Annotated in this window: 20 protein-coding genes; 11 read left to right on the forward strand and 9 right to left on the reverse strand. The window is 72.2% G+C overall.

What is annotated here, in order from left to right; all coding sequences use genetic code 11:
* Positions 1 to 28 precede the first annotated feature (28 nt).
* Together OG709_RS30795 and OG709_RS30800 are read left to right on the forward strand one after the other, a co-directional pair.
* Positions 29 to 763 carry a response regulator transcription factor gene (locus OG709_RS30795; protein WP_250306424.1) on the forward strand — a complete coding sequence of 245 codons (735 nt, stop codon included), beginning with the start codon at positions 29 to 31 and terminating at the stop codon, positions 761 to 763.
* Positions 760 to 2,184, forward strand: a complete 1,425-nt coding sequence (locus tag OG709_RS30800) for a sensor histidine kinase (protein WP_250306422.1) — start codon at positions 760 to 762, stop codon at positions 2,182 to 2,184. The genes OG709_RS30795 and OG709_RS30800 overlap by 4 nt, the downstream gene beginning before the upstream one ends.
* Positions 2,185 to 2,257: 73 nt before the next feature.
* Here OG709_RS30800 and OG709_RS30805 read toward each other — a convergent pair whose 3' ends face one another.
* From OG709_RS30805 to OG709_RS30835, 7 genes are all read right to left on the reverse strand, one after another.
* On the reverse strand, positions 2,258 to 3,424 hold the full coding sequence (locus tag OG709_RS30805) for an acyl-CoA dehydrogenase family protein (protein WP_250306421.1): 1,167 nt from the start codon (positions 3,422 to 3,424) through the stop codon (positions 2,258 to 2,260).
* Between the two features lie 89 nt (positions 3,425 to 3,513).
* Entirely contained in the window at positions 3,514 to 4,362 is an 849-nt protein-coding gene (locus OG709_RS30810) for a thioesterase II family protein (protein WP_266646003.1), read from the reverse strand.
* Entirely contained in the window at positions 4,359 to 5,867 is a 1,509-nt protein-coding gene (locus tag OG709_RS30815; protein WP_250306419.1) for an FkbM family methyltransferase, read from the reverse strand. The genes OG709_RS30810 and OG709_RS30815 overlap by 4 nt, the downstream gene beginning before the upstream one ends.
* Positions 5,864 to 7,138 (reverse strand): alpha/beta fold hydrolase, encoded by a 1,275-nt coding sequence (locus OG709_RS30820; protein WP_329168468.1) that lies wholly within the window; start codon positions 7,136 to 7,138, stop codon positions 5,864 to 5,866. Before OG709_RS30820 ends, OG709_RS30815 begins: the two co-directional genes overlap by 4 nt.
* Before the next feature lie 98 nt (positions 7,139 to 7,236).
* Positions 7,237 to 8,184, reverse strand: coding sequence for a chlorinating enzyme (locus tag OG709_RS30825; protein ID WP_250306415.1), 948 nt, complete (start codon positions 8,182 to 8,184; stop codon positions 7,237 to 7,239).
* A complete protein-coding gene (locus OG709_RS30830; RefSeq protein WP_329168470.1) occupies positions 8,181 to 10,025 on the reverse strand; it encodes an amino acid adenylation domain-containing protein in 1,845 nt (614 codons plus the stop codon). The genes OG709_RS30825 and OG709_RS30830 overlap by 4 nt, the downstream gene beginning before the upstream one ends.
* Before the next feature lie 369 nt (positions 10,026 to 10,394).
* A complete protein-coding gene (locus OG709_RS30835) occupies positions 10,395 to 12,110 on the reverse strand; it encodes a hypothetical protein (protein WP_329168471.1) in 1,716 nt (571 codons plus the stop codon).
* 631 nt (positions 12,111 to 12,741) lie between these two features.
* On the opposite strand from OG709_RS30835, the gene OG709_RS30840 reads away from it, so the two are divergent.
* Positions 12,742 to 14,544 (forward strand): gamma-glutamyltransferase family protein, encoded by a 1,803-nt coding sequence (locus tag OG709_RS30840; RefSeq protein WP_329168473.1) that lies wholly within the window; start codon positions 12,742 to 12,744, stop codon positions 14,542 to 14,544.
* Between the two features lie 41 nt (positions 14,545 to 14,585).
* Positions 14,586 to 15,413 carry an inositol monophosphatase family protein gene (locus OG709_RS30845; protein WP_329168474.1) on the forward strand — a complete coding sequence of 276 codons (828 nt, stop codon included), beginning with the start codon at positions 14,586 to 14,588 and terminating at the stop codon, positions 15,411 to 15,413.
* A gap of 280 nt (positions 15,414 to 15,693) precedes the next feature.
* On the opposite strand, the gene OG709_RS30850 is transcribed toward OG709_RS30845, so the two are convergent.
* Positions 15,694 to 16,497, reverse strand: a complete 804-nt coding sequence (locus tag OG709_RS30850) for a nucleotidyltransferase family protein (protein ID WP_250306404.1) — start codon at positions 16,495 to 16,497, stop codon at positions 15,694 to 15,696.
* An 87-nt stretch (positions 16,498 to 16,584) separates the two neighbouring features.
* Between OG709_RS30850 and OG709_RS30855 the strand changes: the two genes are divergently transcribed.
* Positions 16,585 to 18,000: a phytoene desaturase family protein gene (locus OG709_RS30855; RefSeq protein WP_250306403.1), complete on the forward strand. Its 1,416-nt coding sequence runs from the start codon at positions 16,585 to 16,587 to the stop codon at positions 17,998 to 18,000.
* A 60-nt stretch (positions 18,001 to 18,060) separates the two neighbouring features.
* Here OG709_RS30855 and OG709_RS30860 read toward each other — a convergent pair whose 3' ends face one another.
* Entirely contained in the window at positions 18,061 to 18,636 is a 576-nt protein-coding gene (locus tag OG709_RS30860; protein WP_250306401.1) for a TerD family protein, read from the reverse strand.
* Between the two features lie 151 nt (positions 18,637 to 18,787).
* Here OG709_RS30860 and OG709_RS30865 point away from each other — a divergent pair, with 151 nt between their 5' ends.
* From OG709_RS30865 to OG709_RS30890, 6 genes are all read left to right on the forward strand, one after another.
* Positions 18,788 to 19,237, forward strand: coding sequence for a sec-independent translocase (locus OG709_RS30865; RefSeq protein WP_250306399.1), 450 nt, complete (start codon positions 18,788 to 18,790; stop codon positions 19,235 to 19,237).
* A gap of 52 nt (positions 19,238 to 19,289) precedes the next feature.
* A complete protein-coding gene (locus OG709_RS30870) occupies positions 19,290 to 19,520 on the forward strand; it encodes a hypothetical protein (protein ID WP_250306482.1) in 231 nt (76 codons plus the stop codon).
* A 42-nt stretch (positions 19,521 to 19,562) separates the two neighbouring features.
* Positions 19,563 to 20,084: an O-acetyl-ADP-ribose deacetylase gene (locus OG709_RS30875; RefSeq protein WP_250306398.1), complete on the forward strand. Its 522-nt coding sequence runs from the start codon at positions 19,563 to 19,565 to the stop codon at positions 20,082 to 20,084.
* A gap of 49 nt (positions 20,085 to 20,133) precedes the next feature.
* Complete coding sequence (locus tag OG709_RS30880; RefSeq protein ID WP_250306397.1) at positions 20,134 to 21,603, forward strand: DNA-3-methyladenine glycosylase 2; 1,470 nt, start codon at positions 20,134 to 20,136, stop codon at positions 21,601 to 21,603.
* A gap of 12 nt (positions 21,604 to 21,615) precedes the next feature.
* Complete coding sequence (locus OG709_RS30885) at positions 21,616 to 22,122, forward strand: methylated-DNA--[protein]-cysteine S-methyltransferase (protein WP_329168479.1); 507 nt, start codon at positions 21,616 to 21,618, stop codon at positions 22,120 to 22,122.
* 226 nt (positions 22,123 to 22,348) lie between these two features.
* The gene (locus OG709_RS30890) at positions 22,349 to 23,509 is read left to right on the forward strand and encodes a glycerate kinase (protein ID WP_250306395.1); all 1,161 of its coding nucleotides are present in this window, start codon (positions 22,349 to 22,351) and stop codon (positions 23,507 to 23,509) included.
* Positions 23,510 to 23,578: the final 69 nt, after the last annotated feature.

The raw sequence follows: 23,578 nt of genomic DNA on the forward strand, positions 1-23,578 counted from the left end.
CGCCCGCGCGGGGGATGCTGGGCAGATCATGGAAGATCCACGCACACAGTCCTTCCTCCGCCGCCCCGACGGGGACCCGGTACGGGTCCTGGTCGTCGACGACGAACCCGACCTGACCGAAGTGCTCGCCGGGGTGCTCGCCGGAGAGGGCTGGCAGGTCCGTACGGCGGCCGACGGCGCCTCGGCGCTCGCGACCGCCCGGGACTTCCGCCCGGACGCCGTCGTCCTCGACTGGATGCTCCCCGACCTCGACGGCCTCCAGGTCCTGCGCGAACTGCGGCAGGAGGCGCGCAGCGTCTGTGTCCTGTTCCTGACCGCACGCGACGCGGTCGAGGACCGCATCGCCGGGCTCACCGCGGGCGGCGACGACTACGTGACCAAGCCCTTCAGCCTGGAGGAGGTACTCGCGCGGCTGCGCGGCCTGCTGCGCCGGGCCGGGATGACGGCGGCGCCGGGCGAGAACTGGCTCACGGTCGGCGACCTGATGATGGACGAGGAGGCCAGGGAGGTCAGACGGGACGGCAGCGTCGTCGACCTCTCCCGGACCGAGTTCGAGCTGCTGCGGTTCCTGATGCGCAACCCGCGGCGGGTGCTCTCCAAGGCGCAGATCCTCGACCGGGTGTGGGCGTACGACTTCGGTGGCCGGGCCCACATCGTCGAGCTGTACATCAGCTATCTGCGCAAGAAGATCGACGCCGGCCGGACCCCCATGATCCACACGGTCCGGGGTGTCGGCTACGTGCTCAAGCCGGATTCCAGGTGAGGCGCCCGCCCCCGCACACCCTGCGCGGCCAGCTCACCGCCGGACTCGTCCTGCTGCTCGCCGCGGCCTGTCTGGCGGTGGGCGTCACCACCGCCCTCGCCCTCCAGGGATTCCTGCTCGGCAGGCTGGACCAGCAACTGGAGTCCTCCGGCGGCCGGTTCGCCGCCAGCCTGGAGCACGAGGCCCGGCCCGACGCGGACAACCGGCCCGACACCCGCGGCCAGGCCGATGCCACGTTCGGCGCCCGGTTGCTGAACGGCGGGGTCACCCAGGCCGCCGTGGTCGACGAGGCGACGGACCACGAGGTGACGCTCAGCACGCACGACCGGGCCGCGCTCGCGGACGTGCCCGTCGACGACCGGGGCCACGACGTCCGGCTGTCCGCACTGGGCGCCTACCGGGTCACCGCCGTGCACGGCGACGACCACGACATCATGATCACCGGTCTGCCGCTGCGTCCCGTCGAGGAGACGGTCCACCGCCTCGAAGCGGTCGAGGCCGCGGTGTTCGGCGCGGCGCTGATCGCCACCGGTGTGGCGGGAGCCCTGTGGGTACGGGTCTCCCTGCGCCCCCTGCAACGCGTCACCTCACAGGCGGTGAACGTGGCCCGGCTGCCGCTCGCCAGCGGAGAGGTCGCCATGCCCGCCCCGCTGCCGCTCACCGACCCACGGACCGAGGTCGGCCGGGTCGGTACCGCGCTGAACCGGATGCTCGGTCATGTCGAGGACGCCCTCACCCGCCGCCAGGCCAGCGAGGAACGGCTCCGGCACTTCGCCGCTGACGCCAGCCACGAACTGCGCACCCCGGTGGCCAACATCCGCGGCCACGCCGAACTCGCCCTGCGCCACGACGGTTCCGTACCCGCCGAGGTCCGGCACGCGCTGGAGCGCATCGAGTCCGAATCGCAGCGGATGAGCCGTCTCGTCGACGATCTGCTGCTGCTCGCCCGTCTCGACGCCGGGCGCCCGCTCGAACACGAGACGGTCGATCTGACCCTGCTGGTGCTCAACGCGACAGCCGACGCCCGCGCCGCGGGCCCCGCACACCGCTGGCTCCTCGACCTGCCCGAGGAGCCGGTGACCGTCACCGGCGACGCCCACCGGCTGCAGCAGGCCATCGGCAATCTGCTCGCCAACGCGCGGACCCACACCCCGAACGGCACCGAGGTGACGGTCACGCTCACCGCCGACGGCGCCACCGCCCGGCTCACCGTCACCGACAACGGCCCCGGCATCCCCGCGGAGCTTCAGCCGGAGGTCTTCGGCCGCTTCGTCCGCGCGGACCACAGCCGCTCCCGCAGTACCGGGAGCACCGGCCTCGGCCTCGCCATCGTGCACGCCGTGATCACCGCGCACGGTGGCACCGTCACGCTGGCCAGCGAGCCCGGCCGCACCATGTTCCTGCTCACCCTCCCGCAGTGACCGGGCGCCCGTGCGGCGGCAGCACCGGTCCCCGTCCCCGGCCCGGCCGCCGGTTCCGGCAGGATTCCCCGGCTCAGCCCATGGCCCCCGGCAGATCCCCGGCGACGATGTCCCGCATCACCTCGCTGGGACCGGCGGCGATGGTCGCGGCCCGTGCGTCCCGGTACACCCGGGCGGCCTCGGACCCGTCCTGATATCCGTGGGAACCCTGTAACTGCAGGCTCAAGTCGGCCATTCGGCAAGCCAGTTCGGTGGTGTACAGCTTGGCCATCGAGCATGCGGTCACCGGGAGTTCCCCCTGCTGGAGGAGCCAGGCCGTGTGGTGGACCAGCTGGCGGGCCGCCTCCAGTTCCGTCGCCAGTCCGGCGAGCCGGTGCCGGGGCGCCTGGAGTCCGGCGAGCGGCCCGTCGAAGATCCTGCGGCCACGGGCGAAGCGGAGGGTCTGTTCGAGGCAGCGGTCCATTCCGCCCAGCGCGAGGGCCGCAGCCGCGAGCCGTTCGAGCTGGAGTCCGCGCATCAGGTAGTAGAAGCCGCTGTCCTGCCGCCCGACGAGGTTCCCCGCGGGCACGCGCACCCCGTCGTACGTCACGCCCGCGGTACCTGCCGCGCGCCAGCCGAGGGTGGGCTGCGGTTCTACGGTGACTCCGGAGGCGTTCGCGTCGATGACGAGCAGCGACAGTCCGGTCCGGCCGCTGTGCGCCCCGTCGGTCACCGGGGTGGTGCGGACCGCGGTGACGTGGAAGTCGGCCGTGGTGCCGTTGCTGACCATGCTCTTCGCGCCGCGCACGACGTAGTGCTCGCCGTCCCGCGAGGCCGTGGTGGACAGCCCGGACAGGTCCGATCCCGCCCCGGGTTCGGTCAGGGCCAGCGCGGCGACGCGTTCACCCCGGACGGCCGGGGTCAGATAGGCGGCGCGCAGTTCCGGACTGCCGACGGCCCCCAGATAGTGCGTCGCCATGTAGGCGTGGACGGAGACGGCAGCCCGCATGCCGCCGTACCCGGTGCGGCCCAGTTCCTCCAGGAACACGACCGAGGTGAACAGATCGCGGTCGGTGCCGCCGTTCTCCCGTGAGTGGAGCAGCCCGAGGAGATCGTGGTCCGCGAGCGTCTTCCACAGGGTGCGCGGCACACGGCACTCCCGTTCCCAGACATCGGCGGCCCCCTCCGTCTCGGCTGCCAGTACGGCACGCACCTCCTGGCGGAAGGCGTCGTGCTCGGCTGTGAAGTACGGGGAACGCATAGGGTCCGGGCCTCTCCGCGGGTGTGGGAACGGGGGGTGAGGGGATGTCAGACGGCGCGGGGATTTCGGGCGGCCGTCACCGGTGGGCGTCACCGGGTCGGGACGCGCCCCGCCGCCGGGAGCAGTTCGCCGCGCAGCAGCGTCAGGAAGCGCTCCGGGTCTTCGTGGAGGGTGAAGTGACCTCCGGACAGATGGTGCGCCCGCACGCCCAGCGGCGCGTACCGCCGCCAGCCGGCGACCGCCTCGGGCGGCGCCATGACATCGTCGGACGCGTCGAACACGGTGAGCGGTACCGGCAGGGGGAGCGGTTCGCGCCACGGCCAGGTCTGGGCCAGTTCCAGATCGGCTCGGAGCATCGGCTCCAGCAGGCCCAGCAGCGCGCGGTTGCGCAGGACCTCGGGAGGCGACCCGGCCAGCGCGGCGAGATCGGCGGCGAACCGGTCGCGGGGCACGTCGTGGAGACCCGGGTGCGGTGGCGGTACGTCGGGGGCCCGGCAGCCGGCCAGGATCAGGCGCTCGGGCAGCTGCGGGGCGGGTGGTGCGGCGCCGGACGGCGGGGCGGTGGACGCCCCGCGCATCGTCAGTTCGTACGCGAGCATGCCGCCCAGGCTGTGCCCGAACAGGACGTACGGCGCGGGGACTTCCCGGGCCAGTGCGTCGGCCACCACGTCCACCAGCGTCGTCCACGAGGTGAACGGGCGCTCCCGGATGCGGCTCTCACGGCCGGGCAGCCGTACGGCGACGAGCTCCACGTCCGCGGGCAGGCGCGCCGGCCAGTCCCGGAACACCGAGGTCCCACCGCCCGCGTGCGGCAGGCACACCAGCCGCAGGGCGGCGTGCGGGCGGGGCAGGGGCCGGTGGAAGAGGCCGCTCGGCGAAGTCGTGTGCGGCGGCCCGGGTCCGTCCGGGGCGGACGCCGCTCCGGCGGGGGCCGTCACCGTGCGCCGGGCCGGTCGGGGTGCGGTGCGCCTCCCGGCGTACCGGCGGATTCCTCCGGTGGCAGTCCGGCCTCCAGCGCGGCGGCGATCTCCGCGAAGTTGTCGGCGGTGAAGACGGTGTCCGGTGCCAGCACGTCCTCCCCGAGCCGGTCCTCCAACTGCGCCAGCAGACGGACCGCGGTGAGGGAGTTCCCGCCGAGGGCGAAGAAGTTGGCGTCGGGGCGCACGGTGCCGGGACCGAAGATGTCCGTCCAGATCTCGGCGAGTACGGCGGTGCCGGGCCCGGACGGGAGCTGCGGCGAGCCGCCGTCCCCGGTGGGCGCGGTCCGGCGGGCCTCGTCGAGATCCGCCACGACGGCGAAGCGGCCGGGCACCGCGAGGCCGGGGGCGTTCCGGGCCGCGAGGTCCCGGAGTTCGCGTTCCAGCACCCGCAGGGTGGGGCCACCGGGCCGGCCGGCGGTGTTCGGCGGTGCGGGCGGCAGCTGCCGGGCCGGACGGTGCGGCGCGTAGGCGTAGACATTGTGACAGGGCGTCAGCACGAGCCGGGGGTCCTGGTCGTGAGAGACCTCGAAGCCCCGGTCCCGCAGCAGCGAGACCAGTTCCTTCAACCGTCCGTCGAGGTCGTGGACTTCCATGGCGATGCGGTCGATGCGGCTCCACGACGCGTCGTCGATCCCCGCCAGTACCTCGGCCTCGGCCTTCTCCACGTCGATCTTCAGCAGGTCGATCCGCTCCAGCCGCTGTTCGGCGATCACCCGCGTCAGGGTGCTGACCTCGCAGCGGCGGGCCTCTGCCGTCAGCCGGTCGGCGGCGAGCCTGCCGAGCTGCGGGCCCTGAGTGGCCTCTTCGCCGGTGACGAGGTAGCGCCGCAGCACCTCGACGTCCTCGTCGGGATGCGCGAACCGGCCGGACATCACGCTGTTGCCGGGGTAGTAGGTGAAGTCGCTCTCGCCCGTGACGCTGCCCAGGGCGCAGTTCAGTACGGTGACGTCGAGTCCGTACAACTCGGCGTTGAGGGCGACGGCCGCCGCGAGTTCGGCGACGGGTTCCACGGCGACGATCCGGGCGCCGGGACTGGCCAGGGCGGCGCGGAGGGTGAACATCCCGATGTTGGCGCCGACGTCCAGCACGACCGCGCGGTCCGGCAGGGTGATGCCGTGTCGCAGATAGGCGTTGTCGGTGAAGATCTCGCGGTACAGGAAGTCGGTCTCCGTGCGGCTGACTCCGGCGACGAGCAGGTCGTCCGCCGGTTCGTGCCAGCTCAGCCGCCCCAGCCTCCCGGCGGCCTCCAGTGCGGCGGCCCGGTGCAGGAGCGCGGCGGCTTCCGGGTCGGGGAGGAGGCAGGCGGTGCGGTCCGGGGCGCCCAGGGCCTGTCCGAAGACCGGCCGGACAGGTCCCAGGACATCGGCGTCCAGGACGGCGGGGTGGGTACGGAACGCCGCTGTCAGGGCTCGGTCCGCCTCGGCGTCGGCGGCCGGTGCGACGGGAGTGGTCAGGTCGGTCATGTGTCCCTCTCGGTCGTCCCGTGGATGTCCCGCATGAAGTCCGACAACAGGCCCACGAGTCCGGGGTCCGCGCCGAAGGCCGACAGGTGATCCCCGTGCGGCATCATCCGCAACGTCGCGCACGGCAGCCGCTCCGCGACCTGGACGGACCCCTCGGGATGGGCGGTCGTGTCCTGTTCGCTGGAGACGACCAGCGTCGGCTGCCGCACCTCCCTGAGGAGCGGACGGTAGTCCGTGCTCATGATGACGCCGTTGAGGAGCCCGTAGCGGTGCATCAACTCCGGTGAGGCATAAGGGTGGAGAAGGTGGTGGGCGACCTCGGGACGCAGCGCGTCCAAGGCCTGTGGCCTGCGCATCATCCGGTGCAGGCCCTCGGCGTGCCGGGGGCTGCGGCTCGCCATCGCCAACAGGCCCTCGACATCACGCTGATGGGGTGTCTTGGGGGCGTCCTCGCCCAGTTCGTAGTCGCCGTGCCACAGGCTGAGCGAGGTCACCCGGGGCGAGGCCGCGGCAGCGGCCAGCGCGAGGGCCGCGCCGCCGCACAGCCCCATGACGTGCGCCTCGCCGATGCCGAAACCGTCGAGGACGGCAAGGACGTCGGCTGCCTGCGCGGCGAGGTCGTGCCCGGTCAGGGCGGGCAGCCCCGGACCGTCCCCGGCGGCGAACATGCCACGGCTCTCCCAGGTCACCACCTGGCAGGTCCCGGACAGCGCCCGCAACCAGGGGGCCGCCAGGCCGACCGGCATGCCGCAGGCCATCACCACCACCACGGCGGGTGCGTCCGCCGCCCCTGCCCGGTAGCCGCGCAGCGGGGTGCCGTCGTGGGCGCGCAGCGGGACCGGCCGGCCCGGGGGAGCGGCGTGTACGGCCCGCACGGCGCGGTCGACCGCGGAGGCGTCCGCGTGGATCACCGCCTCCGCCGGCGCCGTGCCGAGCGCGCGGGCCAGCCGTCTGCTGACGGCCAGTTCCACGGACCACAGCCCGTCGCCGGACGGGACGACAGTGACCCCGGGCATGTCCAGCCGGGCCGCGAGCGCGTCCAGCGCCGCTTGCAGCACCCGTACGGAGCCAGGGTCCGACCCCGCAGGCGGAGTCACCCGCAGGCGCTCGGGCACGGCGCTCAGGAGCGGTTCCAGATCGAGCAGGGCGGCGGCGAGTTCCTGCAGCGGTACGGCGTCCGCGCTGCTCTGCGCCGATCGCGGGCCGCTGCTCTGCGCCGATCGCGGGCCGTTGCCTTGTGACAATCGTGGACCGGCCTCTGTGTCAGGCATGGTTGATGCGCTTCCCTCCTCCATCGGACCGCCTCTCGGTACGGGGAGCCGACCGCCCGGCGACCCGGTGGCCACGGACACCGCCCGCGTACGGTCCCTCAGACGCCCGGAGCCCGGAACGGGCGGTTGCGTGTGGTGTGCGTCGCGATCCGGTTGTGGGTGTGCGTGTTCTCGCCGTGCACCAGGACCGCGCCGTAGCGGTCGAGGCTCACTCGGCCTCCGTACTCCTCGATGGAGTCCGTGCCGGGGTAGACCTCCACGGAGGTGGGCACGTAACGGGAGGCGAAACCCATCCGCATGTCGCGGCTCCGGCCGCTGTGCGGGTGGGAGGCGTGCATCAGGGTGGACCAGAAGACGATGAACTGGCCCGCCCGCATCTCCATGTTCACGGCCTGCGACTCGTCAGGGGTCCAGTCCTCGTCGATCTGGAGCTCGCGGTAGTCGTAGCCGAAGAAGCCACGGCGAATCCCGTCCTTCTCCACGGAGTTGACCTTGTCCGGCACGTAGTGCATGCGCTTGGTCTCGTCGTAGTACATGGTGCGGTGGGTGCCGGGGATGAACTGCAGGCACCCCATATCCACGCTCGCCTCGCTGAAGGCGGTCCACACGGTGATCGTGCCACCGAAGTCGGAGCCGTCCGGCCACTGGATCTGCGGGGTGCCGGAGGCGTTGGCGAAGGTGTCGGCCTGGTGCCAGTCCGTTCCCTCGTCGCCCGGGTACTTCGGGAAGAACTCGGTGCGCCAGCACAGCACGTCCGGCCCGAGGATGCGGCTGACCCGGTCCACGATCTCCGGCCTGGTGATGTGGTCGGCGAGGAAGTCGGAGTCGAGATGCCGGTCGTAGTTGGCGATGTTGGTGGTGCCGGACACCGCGGCGCGGTCCTGGTAGACGGCGTCCGTGCGGTCCAGCAGCCGCAGCCGTTCCCGCCGCCAGATGTCCTTCATCTCGTCCGGTTCGTAGAGCGTGAACGGACCCGCGTATCCGCGCGCGTGGAAGTCCGCCAACTGCTGTGCGTCGAGGGCGAAGCTCTCTGCCTGCGAAGTCATCCGAACTCCTCGGTTCGTGGGAGGGGGCTGCCCGGTGCGGCGGCGGCGGCCACATGGGAGGCGAGGTTGCGTACCGTCGCACCCTCGATCAGCACCGTGATGTCGAGGTCCGTGCCGAAGGCCTTGTTCACCTGCTCGAACATGCGCAGCAGAGTCAGCGAGGTGCCGCCCAGGTCGAAGAAATCGGCGTCGGGGCCGATGCCGTCGATGTCGATGACGGAACGCCAGATCGCTGTGACACGCGCCTGGACGGCGGCGATTCCCGCGCCGGCCGCGTCCGCGCCGCCAGTCTCCGTACTGTCGGTCCGGTGGCGGTCCCGGACCAGGGCGCTCAGCGCCGCGCGGTCGGCCTTGCCGTTGGGCGTGAGCGGCAGCGTCTCCAGAAGCTCGTACGCGGAGGGCCGCAGCTGGTCCGGCAGGCCGAGCGCCAGGTCGCGCAGTTCGTCGACGAGCTTCTCCGGCGCGCCGTCGGTGGACCCTTCGGTGGGCACGACACAGGCGATCAGCCGGACGTCGTCCTCTCCGTAGTCGCGAGGCAGCACGACGGCGGACGCCACCAGCGGGTGCCGGCCGAGCAGGGCTTCGACCTCCCCGGGCTCGACCCGGAAGCCGCGGATCTTGATCTGGTCGTCCGTGCGCCCCAGGTAGCCGTACTGCCCGTCGTCGAGGCGGACCACGCGGTCACCGGTGCGGAAGGTACGGCAGGCCCGGTGCGCGCTCGCGGCCTCGCTCCGCTCGCCGGTGTGCGGGGCGCTCCCGGAGAAACGTTCCTGTGTGAGTTCGGGGCGATGGAGGTATCCGGCAGCCACCCCCGGCCCCTCGATGTGGAGTTCACCGGGCTGCCCGTCGGGGACCGGCTCGCCGTCCGGGCCCCGTACATGGAACGTGAGGTCCCGCAGCGGGACTCCGATGGGGCTGGGGCCGTCCGCGTCGAGATCCGCCCGTGACAGGCGACGGTACGAGGCATGCACGGTCGCCTCGGTGATGCCGTACATGTTGACCAGCTCCGGGCGCTCGTCGCCGTGCCGGTCGATCCAGTCGCGCAGCGTCGCGGGGTCGAGCCGCTCGCCGCCGAGTACGACCGTGCGCAGACTCTCCAGCGGGAGCGGTGCTCGCGCGTCCACCGCGGCCAGCCGCCGGAAGGCGGCCGGAGTCTGGTTGACGACAGTGACCCTTTCGGAGCGCAGCAGTTCGTGGAAGGCCGCCGGGGAGCGGGCGACGTCACGGGGGACGACGACCAGCCGTCCGCCGTGCAGCAGGGCGCCCCAGATCTCCCATACGGAGAAGTCGAAGGCGGCCGAGTGGAAGACCGTCCACACGTCGTCGGGCCCGAACCCGAACCACTCCCGGGTCGCCGAGAAGAGGCGCACGACCTCGTGGTGCCCGACCAGGACGCCCTTGGGCTCACCGGTGGAACCCGAGGTGTAGATGATGTAGGCGGGGCCGGTGCCGCCCGGGTGTACGGCGTCGGGCCGGGGCGCGCCACTCGCGGGCAGCAGGTCCAGGCGGACGGTCCGCACATCGAGTCCGGTGAACGCCGGGGCGAGATCCGACGTGGTCACCACGGCCACTGACGCACTGTCACCCACGGTCCACCGTGCACGCGCGGCAGGGTAGTTCGGGTCGATGGGTACATAGGCCGCGCCGCATTTGAGAATTCCGAGCAGACCCGCCACCGTCCCGGATCCGCGGGCGACGTACAAGCCGACGTGGCTGCCCGCGACGACACCGGCGGAAAGCAACTCGTCGGCTATCACATCGGATTTCGCGTCGAGTTCCCGGTACGTCAGTTCACTGTCGCCATCGGTCACCGCGATATGGTCCGGATACTGCCGGACCACGGCCTTGAACAGATGGGTCAGGGAAGACTCCGGACCATCGGGCGGAGTTCCGTTTACCGTAGTGCCGTTAGTCTCGATTTGCGCTGCTGATTGCACTCACGTGTCCCCTCAAGAGAATTCGGAATGCGGTAACGGATCGCACAATGCATTACGAGCAACTTGATCGTCACGGGCCGTCGATTAGGCTGCCACTTTGTCCGGTTGAGCGTCAACCCCCTCTGTTGACAGCCGGTCAGGGTTGGCTGGTACCCGTTTAAATGCATTACCTCGAAACCACAGGAGTCTCAGCAGCCCCTTTCGGCTTCGGCCGGATCGCGGTTTCCCGGTCGGGGAAACCGCGATCCGGTGGCTTTGTGCGCGGCGGCGCGGTCAGCCGCGGTGGCGCAGCACCGTGCGCAGCAGCCCCTCGTCGTACAGGTGCTCCTCCAGTGCCAGTACGGCCTCAGCGGCCTCCTGGGGCTCCTGGCACGCGACCGCGATCAGGCCCCAGCGGGACGGCACGGAGGTGATCACCCGCGTGTGGTGCCCGGTGTCCGCGGCGTCGACGGCGGCTTTCAGCCACCGCAGGTCGGTTCCCGCAGTGGGCCGGACCACCTTCGTCGCCGCGTGCACGCCCGCGCCGCGCACCTCGCGCGCCTCCCGGAGGAAGGCCCGGACGTACTCGGCCCCGTTGGACGAGAGGTTCAGGTCCTGCATGCCCACCACGGGCCGTTCGCCGAACCGTCCACCGATCCGGGCGATCGCGAAGTCGACCCCGCCCTTGACGAAGCCGAGACTCCGGCCGTTGCCCTCGAAGGCGCCGAGCAGCTCGCGCATCCCCTCCCGCACGAAGCGGAAGTGCTCCACCGTGATGCCCACGTTCCGGCAGGAGTGCTCGTCGATGTAGACGCTGCCCTCCCAGACGCTGCCGCGCGTGATCTGGATCGTCGCCCCCTCGGCCAGCCGCCCGGCGACGACGTGGGCGGACGGCGCGAGGATGAAGTCGTAGCCGTCGATCGGGTGCCGCAGGTAGTCGGTGTGCGCCTCCAGTACGTAGTCCTCCTCGGTCTCCATCGCCTGGCGCGCCAGCGCGCCCAGCGCCTCCTCGTCGCCGAGCGGGACGGCGGTGCGGATCCTGCTGCCGGTCAGTCCCGTCGCCGGTTTGAAGCAGCCCAGGGGGAGGCCGTAGCGCTCCCGCAGCAGCCGCGCCGCGCCGGCGACCCGCGCGGTCACCTCGGCCAGGCCGGCCCCGGCCCTGCTGATCGAGTATCCGGGGACCCTCGGGAGCACGACGCCGAACTCGCGGTGGAACGGCGTCAGATGCGACTCCGCCGCGAGCAACTCGTACGGATCCGCCCGCCGGGCACCGTCGGCCAGCCCCTCGGCCTCCTCGACGGTGGGGTAGAGCGTCGTCTTGTGGTTCCACAGCCGCCCGATCTCCGGACCGTTGGCATCCACCCGCAGACGGGCCGGGCCCGCCGTACGCCGCAGCCAGACCAGGAGGATCTGTGCCTCCAGATCGAGGGCGAAGAGCCGGACCACGGTGTGCGGGGCTTCGCGCAGGCGGCTCACGATGCGGTGCAGGCCGGTCCGCTCCCCGGACTCGGCATACGTCATGGCCTGCGTCAGCAGGGCGTGCGTGAGGTAGTAGAACTCCAGGCCGGGAACCTCCACCCCTTCGGCCTCGCTCGCGGCGACCGCCTGCCGCCAGGGCTCGGTACGCCCGACGACGAGGTCACCCGGTCCGGCGAGATAGACCGCGCGGGCTTCGTTGTACGACGCGAAGTCGTCCGGCGACGTGCCCTCGACGACATGCGCCAGATCGGCTTCGAAGCATTTCTTCAGGCTGGTGGCGGCACCGATGACGACGGCGGGCTGCTCGCCCCGCAGGGCTCCGTACGGCTCCAGTTCGGCGCGTGCCGCCGCCGGTACCTGGGACAGATCGAGGCCGAGCAATCGGTGGGAGACCGCCTGCAAATCGTCCGGGGAAAGCACCACGGGCCCGGTACAGAAGCCCTCCCACGGCACGGTGCGCCCGTCGGGGGCGACGACCGGGACGGGTTCGTCCGCGGCCGTTCGGACGGAACTGGTATATGCCTGCAACATGGTCTCCTGACGGGGGACGAGAGAGCGAACCGGTGGGCCGCCGTGCCGGGCCCGGCCGGGAATCCGAAGAGACGAAGAAGTGCTGACGAGGAGTCGGTGCCCGCATGCGCCGACGTGTTCATACCCTGGCGGTACAGGCGTTCCGCATGCTATCGGGAAAGAGGTGGCGATCCGACGGGGACGACGCTCGCGTATTCCCGGAAGAAATTCCTCTCCCGAAGAGCGCGGCGAGCGGGTCGAATTCGGGATCCGGGGCGGGGGCCGGGACCAGAAGTGGTAGGCCGCAGCAGGCGGCGCCGACGGAAACGGCCGAATGGGAGCCGGGGCTCGGTATTCGGAACGGATCGCGGCGCTACGGGACCTGAACTCCACCGACCGGACCATACCCGTCACCGATCGGGAGAACCACGGCTGAACTCCCCGGATCCGGGCCCGTAACCGGGGCGGAAGGCGAAGGAGTACGCCGGCGCTTCCTGCCGGAGGCGGGTCGTGAGCGGCGGCGCGAGATCGATAGCCTGCTCGAAGACGAGGTGAGCGAGCGGGCAGGGACGGGATCCCGCGGATCCTCCCGGGCCCCGGTCGTGAGCCGTGATCGGTCCGCCTGCACGTACAACTGACGAGGTGACGCGTGATGTTCACGACCCGGCCCACCCTCCAGGGCAGCTTCGGCATGGTGTCGTCCACCCACTGGCTGGCCTCGCAGTCCGCGATGGCCGTTCTGGAGGCCGGCGGCAACGCCTACGACGCCGCCGTCGCCGCGGGCTTCGTCCTGCACGTCGTCGAGCCGCACCTCAACGGCCCGGCCGGTGAGGTGCCGATGATCCTCGCCCCGGCGGACGGCCGGGTACAGGTGCTGTGCGGACAGGGCGTCGCCCCCGCGGGTGCCACCGTCGCCCACTACCGCTCGCTCGGGCTCGACCTCGTTCCCGGCACCGGACCGCTGGCCGCCGCGGTGCCCGGCGCCTTCGACGCCTGGATGCTGCTGCTGCGCGACCACGGCACCAAGTCCCTCGCCGAGGTGCTGAAGTACGCCGTGGGGTACGCCGAGGACGGACATGCCCCGGTCGAACGCATCGGCCTGACCGTCGAGTCCGTACGCGAACTCTTCGAGAGCGAGTGGCGTTCCTCCGCCGACGTGTACCTGCCCGGCGGGAAGTCCCCCGCGCCGGGCGAGCTGTTCCGCAACCCCGCGCTCGCCGCGACCTGGCGCCGGGTGATCGCCGAGGCCGAGGCGGCGTCCGGCGACCGGGCCGGGCAGATCGACGCGGCCCGGACGGTCTGGCGCGAAGGCTTCGTCGCCGAGGCGCTGGTACGCCAGGCGGCCAGGCCCACCCTGGACACCAGCGGCAAGCGGCACACCGGCACCCTCACGGCGGCCGACCTCGCCGGGTGGTCCGCGACGTACGAGGAACCCGCGACGTACGACTGGAACGGCTGGACCCTGTGCAAGGCCGGCGGCTGGAGCCAGGGCCCGGTCCTCCTCCAGCAGTTGGCGATCCTCCCGCCGGAGCTTCCGCTCTACGGATCCGCCGAGTACGTCCACCTCCTCGTCGAGGGCTGCAAGCTCGCGATGGCCGACCGGGAAGCCTGGTACGGCGACGCCGCCGGCGTACCGCTCGACACGCTGCTCTCCGCCCCGTACAACACGGAGCGCCGCGCCCTCGTCACCGACCGGGCCTCGCACGAACTGCGCCCCGGCAGCCCCGGGGGCCGCGAGCCGCGGCTCAGCAGGCAGGCCACCGCCGTCGCCGCTGGTGAGCCCGGCTTCGACGCGTTGGGCATCCCGGCCGCCGGGGCGGGGGAGCCGACCGTCGCCCGGGACGGCGCCACCCGGGGCGACACCTGCCACCTCGACATCGTCGACCGCTGGGGCAACATGATCTCCGCGACCCCGAGCGGCGGCTGGCTCCAGTCCAACCCGGTCGTCCCCGAACTGGGCTTCCCGCTCGGCACCCGGCTCCAGATGGCCTGGCTGGACGAGGGGCTGCCGAACTCCCTCACCCCCGGCTGCCGCCCGCGCACCACCCTCACCCCGTCCCTGGCACTGCGCGACGGGGTCCCGGTGCTCGCCTTCGGTACGCCGGGCGGCGACCAGCAGGACCAGTGGCAGCTGCACTTCTTCCTCGCGGTGGCGCTCGGCGCGACCGTACGGGGCGGCCTCGACCTGCAAGGCGCCATCGACGCCCCGAACTGGCACAACGACTCGTTCCCCGGTTCCTTCCACCCCCGCACCATGCGGCCCGGCAGCGTCACGGTCGAGTCCCGCATCGGGCAGGACGTCATCGACGAGCTGCGCCGCCGCGGCCACGACGTGACGGTCGGCGACGCCTGGTCGGAAGGCAGGCTGTGCGCGGTCGCCCGGGATCCCGGAACCGGCGTACTGAGCGCTGCGGCGAACCCCAGGGGAATGCAGGGTTACGCCGTCGGTCGCTGAGCGGGCCCCCGCCCGTCACTGCCGTGTGCTGAGATGGACACATGATCGAACAACTCCTGACGAGGGACTTCTCCGATGTCGAGGCGGCGGTCCGCGAGGCCGCCGCCGCCGAGATCCTGCCGCGTTTCCGGCAGCTCGCCGCCCACGAGATCGCCGAGAAGAGCGGCCCGCACGACCTGGTGACCGTGGCCGACCGCGGCGCCGAGGAACACCTCACCGCCTCCCTGACCGCGCTGCTGCCGGGCTCGGTGGTGGTCGGTGAGGAGGCCGTCGCCGCCGACCCGTCCTCGTACGGAGCGGTGCGGGGCGAGGCGCCCGTCTGGATCGTCGACCCGGTCGACGGCACCCGCCAGTTCGTCCGCGGCGAACCGGGCTTCTGCACCCTGGTGGCGCTCGCCCACCGGGGCGAAGTGCTCGCCTCCTGGACGTACGCCCCCGTGCTCGACGAGATGGCCGTAGCGGTACGGGGCGGTGGCGCCCGCCTCGACGGAAAGCCGCTCGCCGCGGGCTCACCGGCTCCCGGCGCGGTGCTCGAAGTCGCCACGTCCCACCCGGACTTCACCACACCCGAGCAGAAGCGCTCCCTGCTGAACCTCCGGACCGAGGGGATCAGCACCAGGCCGTGCGGATCGGCGGGCCTGGAGTACCTGGCCGTCGCCCGTGGCGCACTCGACGCGGTCGGCTTCACCTGGGAGCTGGCCTGGGACCACGCCGCGGGCCTGCTGCTCGTGGAGGAGGCGGGCGGCGCCCATCTGACGCTCACCGGCGAGCCGTTCCGTATCACCGGTGGGAACGCGCTGCCGTTCACCGCGGCGCGGGACGCGGCCACCGCCCGCCGGGTGCACGAACTGCTCGTGGCGGGCGCCTGACGCGCGGACGCACCGCCGCCCGGACGCCTGAGGTGCGCAACGCATCGCACACCGCACACCTGGGGCGCGCAACTCACCGCCCGCCGGACGCCCGCCCGGGTCCCGTCAGGGATTCCGCCGGGCACACCTCGGCCATCGGCGAGAGCAGGCCGAGGAGGCGCAGGGTGTCTGCGTGAATAGAGACGGAGCCGGGCGAGGGCGCCCGGGGCGGCCCGGGGGACCAGGACGTCCTGGGCACGTACCGGCCAAGCCCTGACGGCGCCCGCCGCCGTCCCGGCCGTCAGCCCCCGGAACCCAGCACCGCGCGTACGTCCGCCACCAGGGCGGCGGCCGTCTCCACCGCCGGCGCGTCCAGTGCGCCGAGCGCCGACGACACCCGCTCGGCGAAGCCCGGCGGCGTGTCCGGCAGAGCGGCGGCCGACGCCAGCGCGCCCTTCTCGTTGACGCACCACGTGCGGTGGTGGGCGTGCAGGGACTGGGCCAGGATGCCGAACGCCCGGGACAGACAGAGCGACACGTGCAGGACGTCCCCGCTCCCCGCCGACTTGCGTGCCGCGTCCACCGAGAACTCCGCCTCCCAGGCGGCCTCCGTCAACGCGGTGCGCAGCGGCTCGGGGTAGTCATGCGTCTGCGCCCGCAGCGCGGTCAACTCCCCGGCAGGGTCGGCGAGTACGCGGCTCAGCGCCACCTCTCCGGCATACGCCGGGGACCAGAAACCCAGCGGGTGGCCCGGCTGGATTCCCACCTCGTAGCGGCCCTCCCGGCACTGCGCCCAGACCCGCTCCACGCGGTCGAGGTCGCGCAGGATCCAGTCCACCGCCACCCCGTCGACGGACAGCCAGGCACCGCCGTCGACCCAGGGCCCCCAACCGCCCGGACCTGCCACGTCGACCGGCCGGCCGGTGAAGTCCGCGGCGAGTGCGGTGAGCGCCGGCAGGTCCGGGCGCCCCCGGTAGTAGAGGCCCAGGTCCCAGTCCGAATCGGGGCGTTGGGTGCCCCGGGCGCGGCTGCCGCCGAGGGCCACCGCCCGGATACCGGGGAGGGTGCAGAGCCGGTCGGCCATGTCCGCGATCGTGGAGTTCATCGGCTCCGACGCTACCCGAGACCGCGCTGTCGGTGCGCGGGAATATCCTTGGGGCCTCTTGCCATCGGCTGACAAAGGAGTCCGAAGGTGCCGTCGATGCTCGATGCCGTCGTCGTGGGGGCGGGACCCAACGGACTGACCGCTGCCGTGGAACTGGCCCGCCGTGGATTCGCAGTGGAGGTCTTCGAGGCCCGGGACACCGTCGGAGGAGGTGCGCGGACCGAGGAGCTCACGCTGCCCGGATTCCGGCACGACCCCTGCTCGGCGGTGCATCCGCTGGCCGTCAGCTCACCGGTGTTCAAGACCATGCCCCTGGCGCGGTACGGCCTGGAGTGGCTCCACCCCGAACTGCCCATGGCCCACCCCTTCGACGACGGTACGGCCGCCGTGCTGTCCCGCTCGGTCGCCGAGACCGCCGCCTCGTTCGGGCCGCGCGACGCCGGTGCCTACCGGCGACTCGTCACCCCCTTCCTCGGCAAGTGGGACACCCTCGTCAAGGACTTCATGTCCCTGCCGCTCACCGCCCTGCCGCGCGACCCGGTGACCCTCGCCCGCTTCGGACTGGTGGGCCTGCCCCCGTCGACCTGGCTGACGAAGCGCTTCCGCGACGACCGGGCACGTGCCCTCTTCGCCGGGCTCGTCGCGCACGTCATCGCCCCGCTCGACGGCTTCGCCACCGGGGCCGTCGGTCTGATCTTCGCGCTCGCCGCGCACGCGGGCGGCTGGCCGCTGCCGCGCGGCGGCTCCCAGTCCATCTCCGACGCGCTGACCGCGTACCTGCGCGATCTGGGCGGCGTGGTGCACACCGGATTCGAGGTCAAGCGGCTCGACGACCTGCCACCGGCCCGCGCGTACGTCTTCGACACCTCACCGACGGCCGCCGCGCGCATCGCGGGCCTGGGCCGGGCGTACGACGGCTACCGGTACGGGGCGAGCGTCTTCAAGATCGATTACGCGCTGGACGGGCCGGTGCCCTGGACGGCGGAGGAGCCGCGGCGCGCCGGGACCGTGCAGGTCGGCCCCGGCAGCCGGGACATCGGCACGGCCCTGCGCCAGGCGGCGGGCGGCCGGGCCCCCGGCACACCGTTCCTGATCAGCGCCCAGCCGAGCCTGGTCGACCCCTCCCGCGCACCCGAGGGCAAGCACGTCTTCTGGACGTACGGACATGTCCCGAACGGCTGGGACGGCGACCTCACCGAGGCCGTCGAACGACAGGTCGAGCGATTCGCCCCCGGATTCCGGGACCGGGTCCTCGCCCGCGCCACCGCGGGACCGCCCGAGCTCTTCGAGCGGAACGCGAACTACGTGGGCGGGGACATCGCCTGCGGGGCGGCCTCGGGGCTGCAACTGCTGCTGCGCCCGAAGCTGTCCCTGTTCCCGTACACGACCTCGCACCCGGCGGTGTACCTCTGCTCGTCCGCGACCCCGCCCGGCCCCGGCGTGCACGGCATGTCCGGGCACAACGCGGCGAAGGCGGTGTGGCGCAGGCTGCGCCAGGTGTGAGGACCGCAGTGAGGTGCCGTACCAGGCGCCCCGGGCCCGGCCAGGATCGGCCGAAAGGTCCTAGATGTTGACCCCGTAGTCGGAGGCGATCCCCGCGAGACCCGAGGCGTAACCCTGGCCGACGGCGCGGAACTTCCACTCGACTCCGTGCCGGTAGAGCTCGCCGAAGACCATCGCGGTCTCCGTGGAGGCGTCCTCGCTGAGGTCGTAGCGGGCCAGTTCGGCGCCGCCCGAGCGGTCGAGCACGCGGATGTAGGCATTCCGGACCTGGCCGAAACTCTGGCCGCGGGAATCGGCCTCATGGATGGAGACCGGGAAGACGATCTTCGCGACCCGCTCCGGGACCGCTGTCAGGTCGACGTGGATGGTCTCGTCGTCGCCCTCACCCTCGCCCGTGAGATTGTCCCCGGTGTGCTGGACCGAACTGTCGGGCGAGGTCAGGTTGTTGTAGAAGACGAAGTGGCTGTCGGACAGCACCTTGCTGCTCTCGTCGCACATCAGCGCGCTGGCGTCGAGGTCGTGGTCCGCGCCGGTGGTCGTCCGTACGTCCCAGCCCAGGCCGACCGTGACTGCTGCCAGTCCCGGAGCCTCCTTGCTCAGTGACACGTTGCCGCCCTTGGCCAGGCTCAGGCTCATGATCTTCCTCCGCTGTTCTGCTGGTGGTGCGCTGTCGTCGGCTCCAACGTCCGGTGGGACGCTATGGTTCCATAGTTGCGCAATATCTAAAGTGTGTTGCGGGGTGGCGGCGCAGCTCTGCCCCCGTCCCGACGGATCGAGGAGTGGCGCGGTGTTCTCCGATGTGGGACCCCTGGAAGTGATGACGCTGGCAGCCCTGGCCGTACTGCTCTTCGGTCCGGACAAACTGCCGGAGGTCATTCAGAAGACCGCGGACTTCCTGCGGAAGATCCGTGCGTTCTCCGAGGAGGCGAAGCGTGAGGTCCGCTCCGGACTGGGCCCCGAGTTCGAGGACTTCGAGTTCGAGGACCTTCATCCCAAGACCTTCGTCCGCAAGCAGTTGATGGGGGGCGACGGGCTGGGGATCGACGAGATCCGCAGCGCCTTCGATCTCCGGCGGGAGGCGGCGGACGTCGCGGACGCGGTCCGGCAGGTGTCGGTGGAGGGGGAGGCGGGTGACCCGGGCAGCGGCGGCGGATCGTCGGCGCGCGTCGACCTGCGCAAGTCCGGCGACGCGACCGTCCCCGCGGAGCGCGGCGCCTTCGACTCCGAGGCGACGTAGGGGGATTCCGACAATCTCCGACTTGCGCAACACATAAAATGTCGGCATGGATATGGAGACGGAAAGCACCACGAACTGGGAGGCCGCCGTGCTTGTCGGTGGGCCCGCGAACGGACTTCAACTGCGCGTCGCCGACCGGCCGTGGGTGGTACAGGTGACCTACCCCTGCGAGCACGACTCGCCTGCGGGAGGGGCCCGGGTGCAGGCGCTGTACGTCTATCGGCGGGACCCCCGGGCCGCCGGGCAGCCGGTGCGGTACGGCTTCGACGTCGCCAGCCCCTGACATCGGCGCCCCGGCCCCCGCCGCACCGGGCATGATGGCCGCATGACGACCATCACCCTCGTACAGGGCGACATCACGGGGCAGCGGGTCGACGCCCTCGTCAATGCCGCCAACTCCTCGCTGCTCGGCGGCGGGGGCGTCGACGGGGCGATCCACCGCCGTGGCGGCCCCGAGATCCTCGCGGAGTGCCGCAAGCTCCGCGCCTCGCACTACGGCAAGGGGCTGCCGACCGGCCGGGCCGTCGCCACCTCCGCGGGAGAGCTGGCCGCCCGGTGGGTGATCCACACCGTGGGACCGGTCTGGTCGGGCGAGGAGGACCGCTCCGCGCTGCTCGCCTCCTGCTACCGCGAAGCACTGCGGGTGGCAGGGGAGTTGGGGGCGCGGACCGTGGCCTTCCCCGCCATTTCCACCGGGATCTACGGGTGGCCGATGGACGACGGGGCGCGCATCGCGGTGCGCACCGTACGGGAAGCGGCGGCCGATCCGGTCGAAGAGGTACGGTTCGTGCTCTTCGACGCGTACGCCTACGGGGAATTCACCGAAGCCCTGGCTTCCCGAGGCTGATGTCGGATTCTCGCCAGCCTCAGCGGCCGGCGTGTCCGATGCTGGAGACATGCACACCGACACCGAGCGCTGCGTACGCGCCGTCCAGTCGAAGGACGCCCGCTTCGACGGCTGGTTCTTCACTGCCGTCCTGACGACCAGGATCTACTGCCGCCCCAGCTGCCCGGTCGTGCCGCCCAAGGTCGAGAACATGACCTTCTACCCGAGCGCCGCCGCCTGTCAGCAGGCCGGGTTCCGCGCCTGCAAACGCTGCCGCCCCGACACCAGCCCCGGCTCGCCGGAATGGAACGCCCGTGCCGATGTCGTCGCCCGTGCCATGCGGCTGATCAGGGACGGCGTCGTCGACCGTGAGGGCGTGCCCGGTCTCGCCGGGCGGCTCGGCTACTCGACCCGCCAGATCGAGCGGCAACTCCTCGCGGAACTCGGCGCCGGTCCGCTCGCGCTGGCCCGCGCGCAGCGCGCCCAGACGGCGCGGATCCTGATCGAGACGACGGACCTGCCGATGGCGGACACCGCTTTCGCCGCCGGGTTCTCCTCCATCCGCACCTTCAACGACACCGTCCGTGAGGTCTTCGCCCTCGCTCCGGGCGAACTGCGCACCCGGGCCGCGCACGGCAAGCTGTCGCAGGCCCCCGGCGTGATAGCGCTCCGGCTCCCGTTCCGCGCCCCGCTCAACCCCGACAACCTCTTCGGCCACCTGGTGGCGACCGGCGTACCCGGCGTGGAGGAGTGGCGCGACGGCGCGTACCGCAGGACGCTCTCGCTCCCGTACGGGCACGGCATCGCCGAACTCACGCCCCGGCCCGACCACATCGGCTGTGTCCTGTCCCTGACGGACCTGCGCGACCTCACCCACGCCATCAGCCGATGCCGCTGGATGCTGGACCTCGACGCCGACCCGGTCGCCGTGGACGGCCGGCTGCGTACCGACCCCCTGCTGGCCCCGCTGGTCGACAAGGCGCCGGGCCGCCGGGTGCCCCGTACCGTCGACGCCGCGGAGTTCGCGGTACGGGCGGTGCTCGGCCAGCAGGTGTCGACCGCCGCCGCCCGCACCCACGCCGGCCGACTCGTCGCCGCCCACGGGGTGCCCGTGGACGACCCGAGGGGCGGACTCACCCACCTCTTCCCGTCACCGCGGGCGCTGGCCGCACTGGACCCGGAGGCCCTGGCCCTGCCCCGCAGCCGGCGCACCACCCTCACCACGCTGGTCGGCGCCCTGGCCGACGGCTCACTGCGTCTGGGCATCGACAGCGACTGGGACGAGGCCCGCGACCACCTCGTCGCGCTGCCCGGGTTCGGACCCTGGACGGTCGAGGTGATCGCGATGCGCGCCCTCGGCGATCCCGACGCCTTCCCCGCCACCGATCTGGGTGTCAGAAGGGCGGCGGGCGGCCTCGGCCTGCCGTCGACACCCGCGGCGCTCACCGCCCGCGCGGCGGGCTGGCGGCCGTGGCGCGCCTACGCCGTGCAGTATCTGTGGGCCACCGACAGTCATCCCATCAACAACATGCCCGTGTAAGGGAGTTGGACCATGTCAGTCACACAGCACACCGTCGCCGACAGCCCGTACGGCCCGCTCACCCTCGTCGCGACCGACGGCGTACTGAGCGGCCTCTACATGACCGACCAGCGTCACCGCCCACCCGAGGAGACCTTCGGCGAACCGGACCCTCGCCCGTTCGGTCAGGTCGTCGACGAACTGACGGCGTACTTCGCGGCCGAGCTGACGGAGTTCACCATGGAGCTGCACCTGGCGGGCACCCCCTTCCAGCGCAGCGTCTGGGACCAGCTCCAGCAGATCCCGTACGGCGAGACCCGTTCCTACGGTGACCTCGCGGACCGTCTCGGAAAGCCGGGCGCCTCGCGGGCCGTGGGCCTCGCGAACGGCAAGAACCCGGTCGGGATCATCGTTCCCTGCCACCGGGTCATCGGCTCGACCGGCAGTCTCACCGGCTACGGCGGCGGACTGGACCGCAAGCAGCGACTGCTGGCCTTCGAGCGCGGCGGCACGGACCCGGGGGACGACGTGCTCTTCTGAACCGGCGGTGATCCGGCGCGGGAACGGGCGGGTGGTCCGACGGGTGGTCCAGTGGGTGGTCCAGTCGGGCCGCCAAGAAGATCAAATACCGGCGCTACGGATGGAATTGCCACGATTCGGCGCGCCGTTCCGGGGGCCTGGCGCCCAGCGCCCATGGGCAGTGGGCAAAGGGTGCGGATAAGGTCGGAGCGGCGCGACTGCCTGTTCGAAAGCAAGGGATGAGCAAGTGACGGACGGAGCAGTATCTGAAGCCCCACGGGTGCTCGTGGCGGCGGACAAGTTCAAGGGATCCCTCACGGCGGCACAGGTCGCCGAGCGGGTGACGGCCGGGCTGCGAAGGATCGCTCCCGGTGTGGAGGTCGAGACACTGCCCGTCGCGGACGGCGGGGACGGCACGGTCGCCGCCGCGGTCGCGGCCGGATTCGACCGGCACGAGATACCGGTCACCGGGCCCCTCGGCGAGCGGCGGAATGCGGCGTTCGCACTGCGTGACGGTGTCGCCGTGGTGGAAATGGCCGAGGCGTCGGGCCTCCAGCACCTCCCCGCGGGAGTCTTCGCACCGCTCACCGCGACCACGTACGGTTCCGGCGAACTGCTGCGTGCGGCGCTCGACGCGGGGGCCCGTTCGATCGTCTTCGGTGTCGGCGGCAGCGCCACGACGGACGGCGGCGCGGGCATGCTGGCCGCCCTCGGCGCCCGCTTCCTGGACGCCGCCGGGCAGCCCGTGGGACCGGGTGGGGGAGGGCTGCGTGACCTGGCGTCCGCGGATCTGACCGGCCTCGACCCGCGTCTCGCCGGTACCGGGATCGTGCTGGCCAGCGATGTGGACAACCCGCTGACCGGCCCGAAGGGCGCGCCCGCGGTGTACGGACCGCAGAAGGGTGCCTCCCCGGAGCAGGTGGAGACACTGGACGCGGCGTTGGCGCACTACGCCGCCGTACTGGAGGAGTCCCTCGGGTCCCGGGCCGCCGACGCCGCGCTGGCGCCGGGTGCGGGCGCCGCAGGTGGCATCGGCTACGGAGCGCTCGTCGGGCTGGGAGCGAGTTTCCGCGCCGGTATCGAGGTGATGCTCGACGTCCTGGGCTTCGCCCCGGCGGTCGCCCGCGCGACGCTGGTCATCACCGGTGAGGGCTCCCTCGACGAGCAGACGCTGCACGGCAAGGCCCCTGCGGGCGTCGCCGCCGCGGCCCGCGCGGCGGGCAAGGAAGTCGTCGCGGTCTGCGGCCGGCTCACACTTCCGGCGGAGGTCCTCGGGGGCGCGGGGATCCGCCGTGCGTACGCGCTGACGGACCTGGAGCCCGATACGGCCCGCTGCATCGCGAACGCGGGGCCCCTCCTGGAGCAGGTCGCGGAGAACATCGCCCGTGACTTCCTGAGCAGGCCCTGACGCCGGGCACGGCTCGACCCCCGGAGCGGCCCGGACCTCGGAACAGGTCCGGGCCGCTCCGTGTCCCGA

It is taken from the genome of Streptomyces sp. NBC_01267, from assembly GCF_036241575.1.
Taxonomy (GTDB): domain Bacteria; phylum Actinomycetota; class Actinomycetes; order Streptomycetales; family Streptomycetaceae; genus Streptomyces.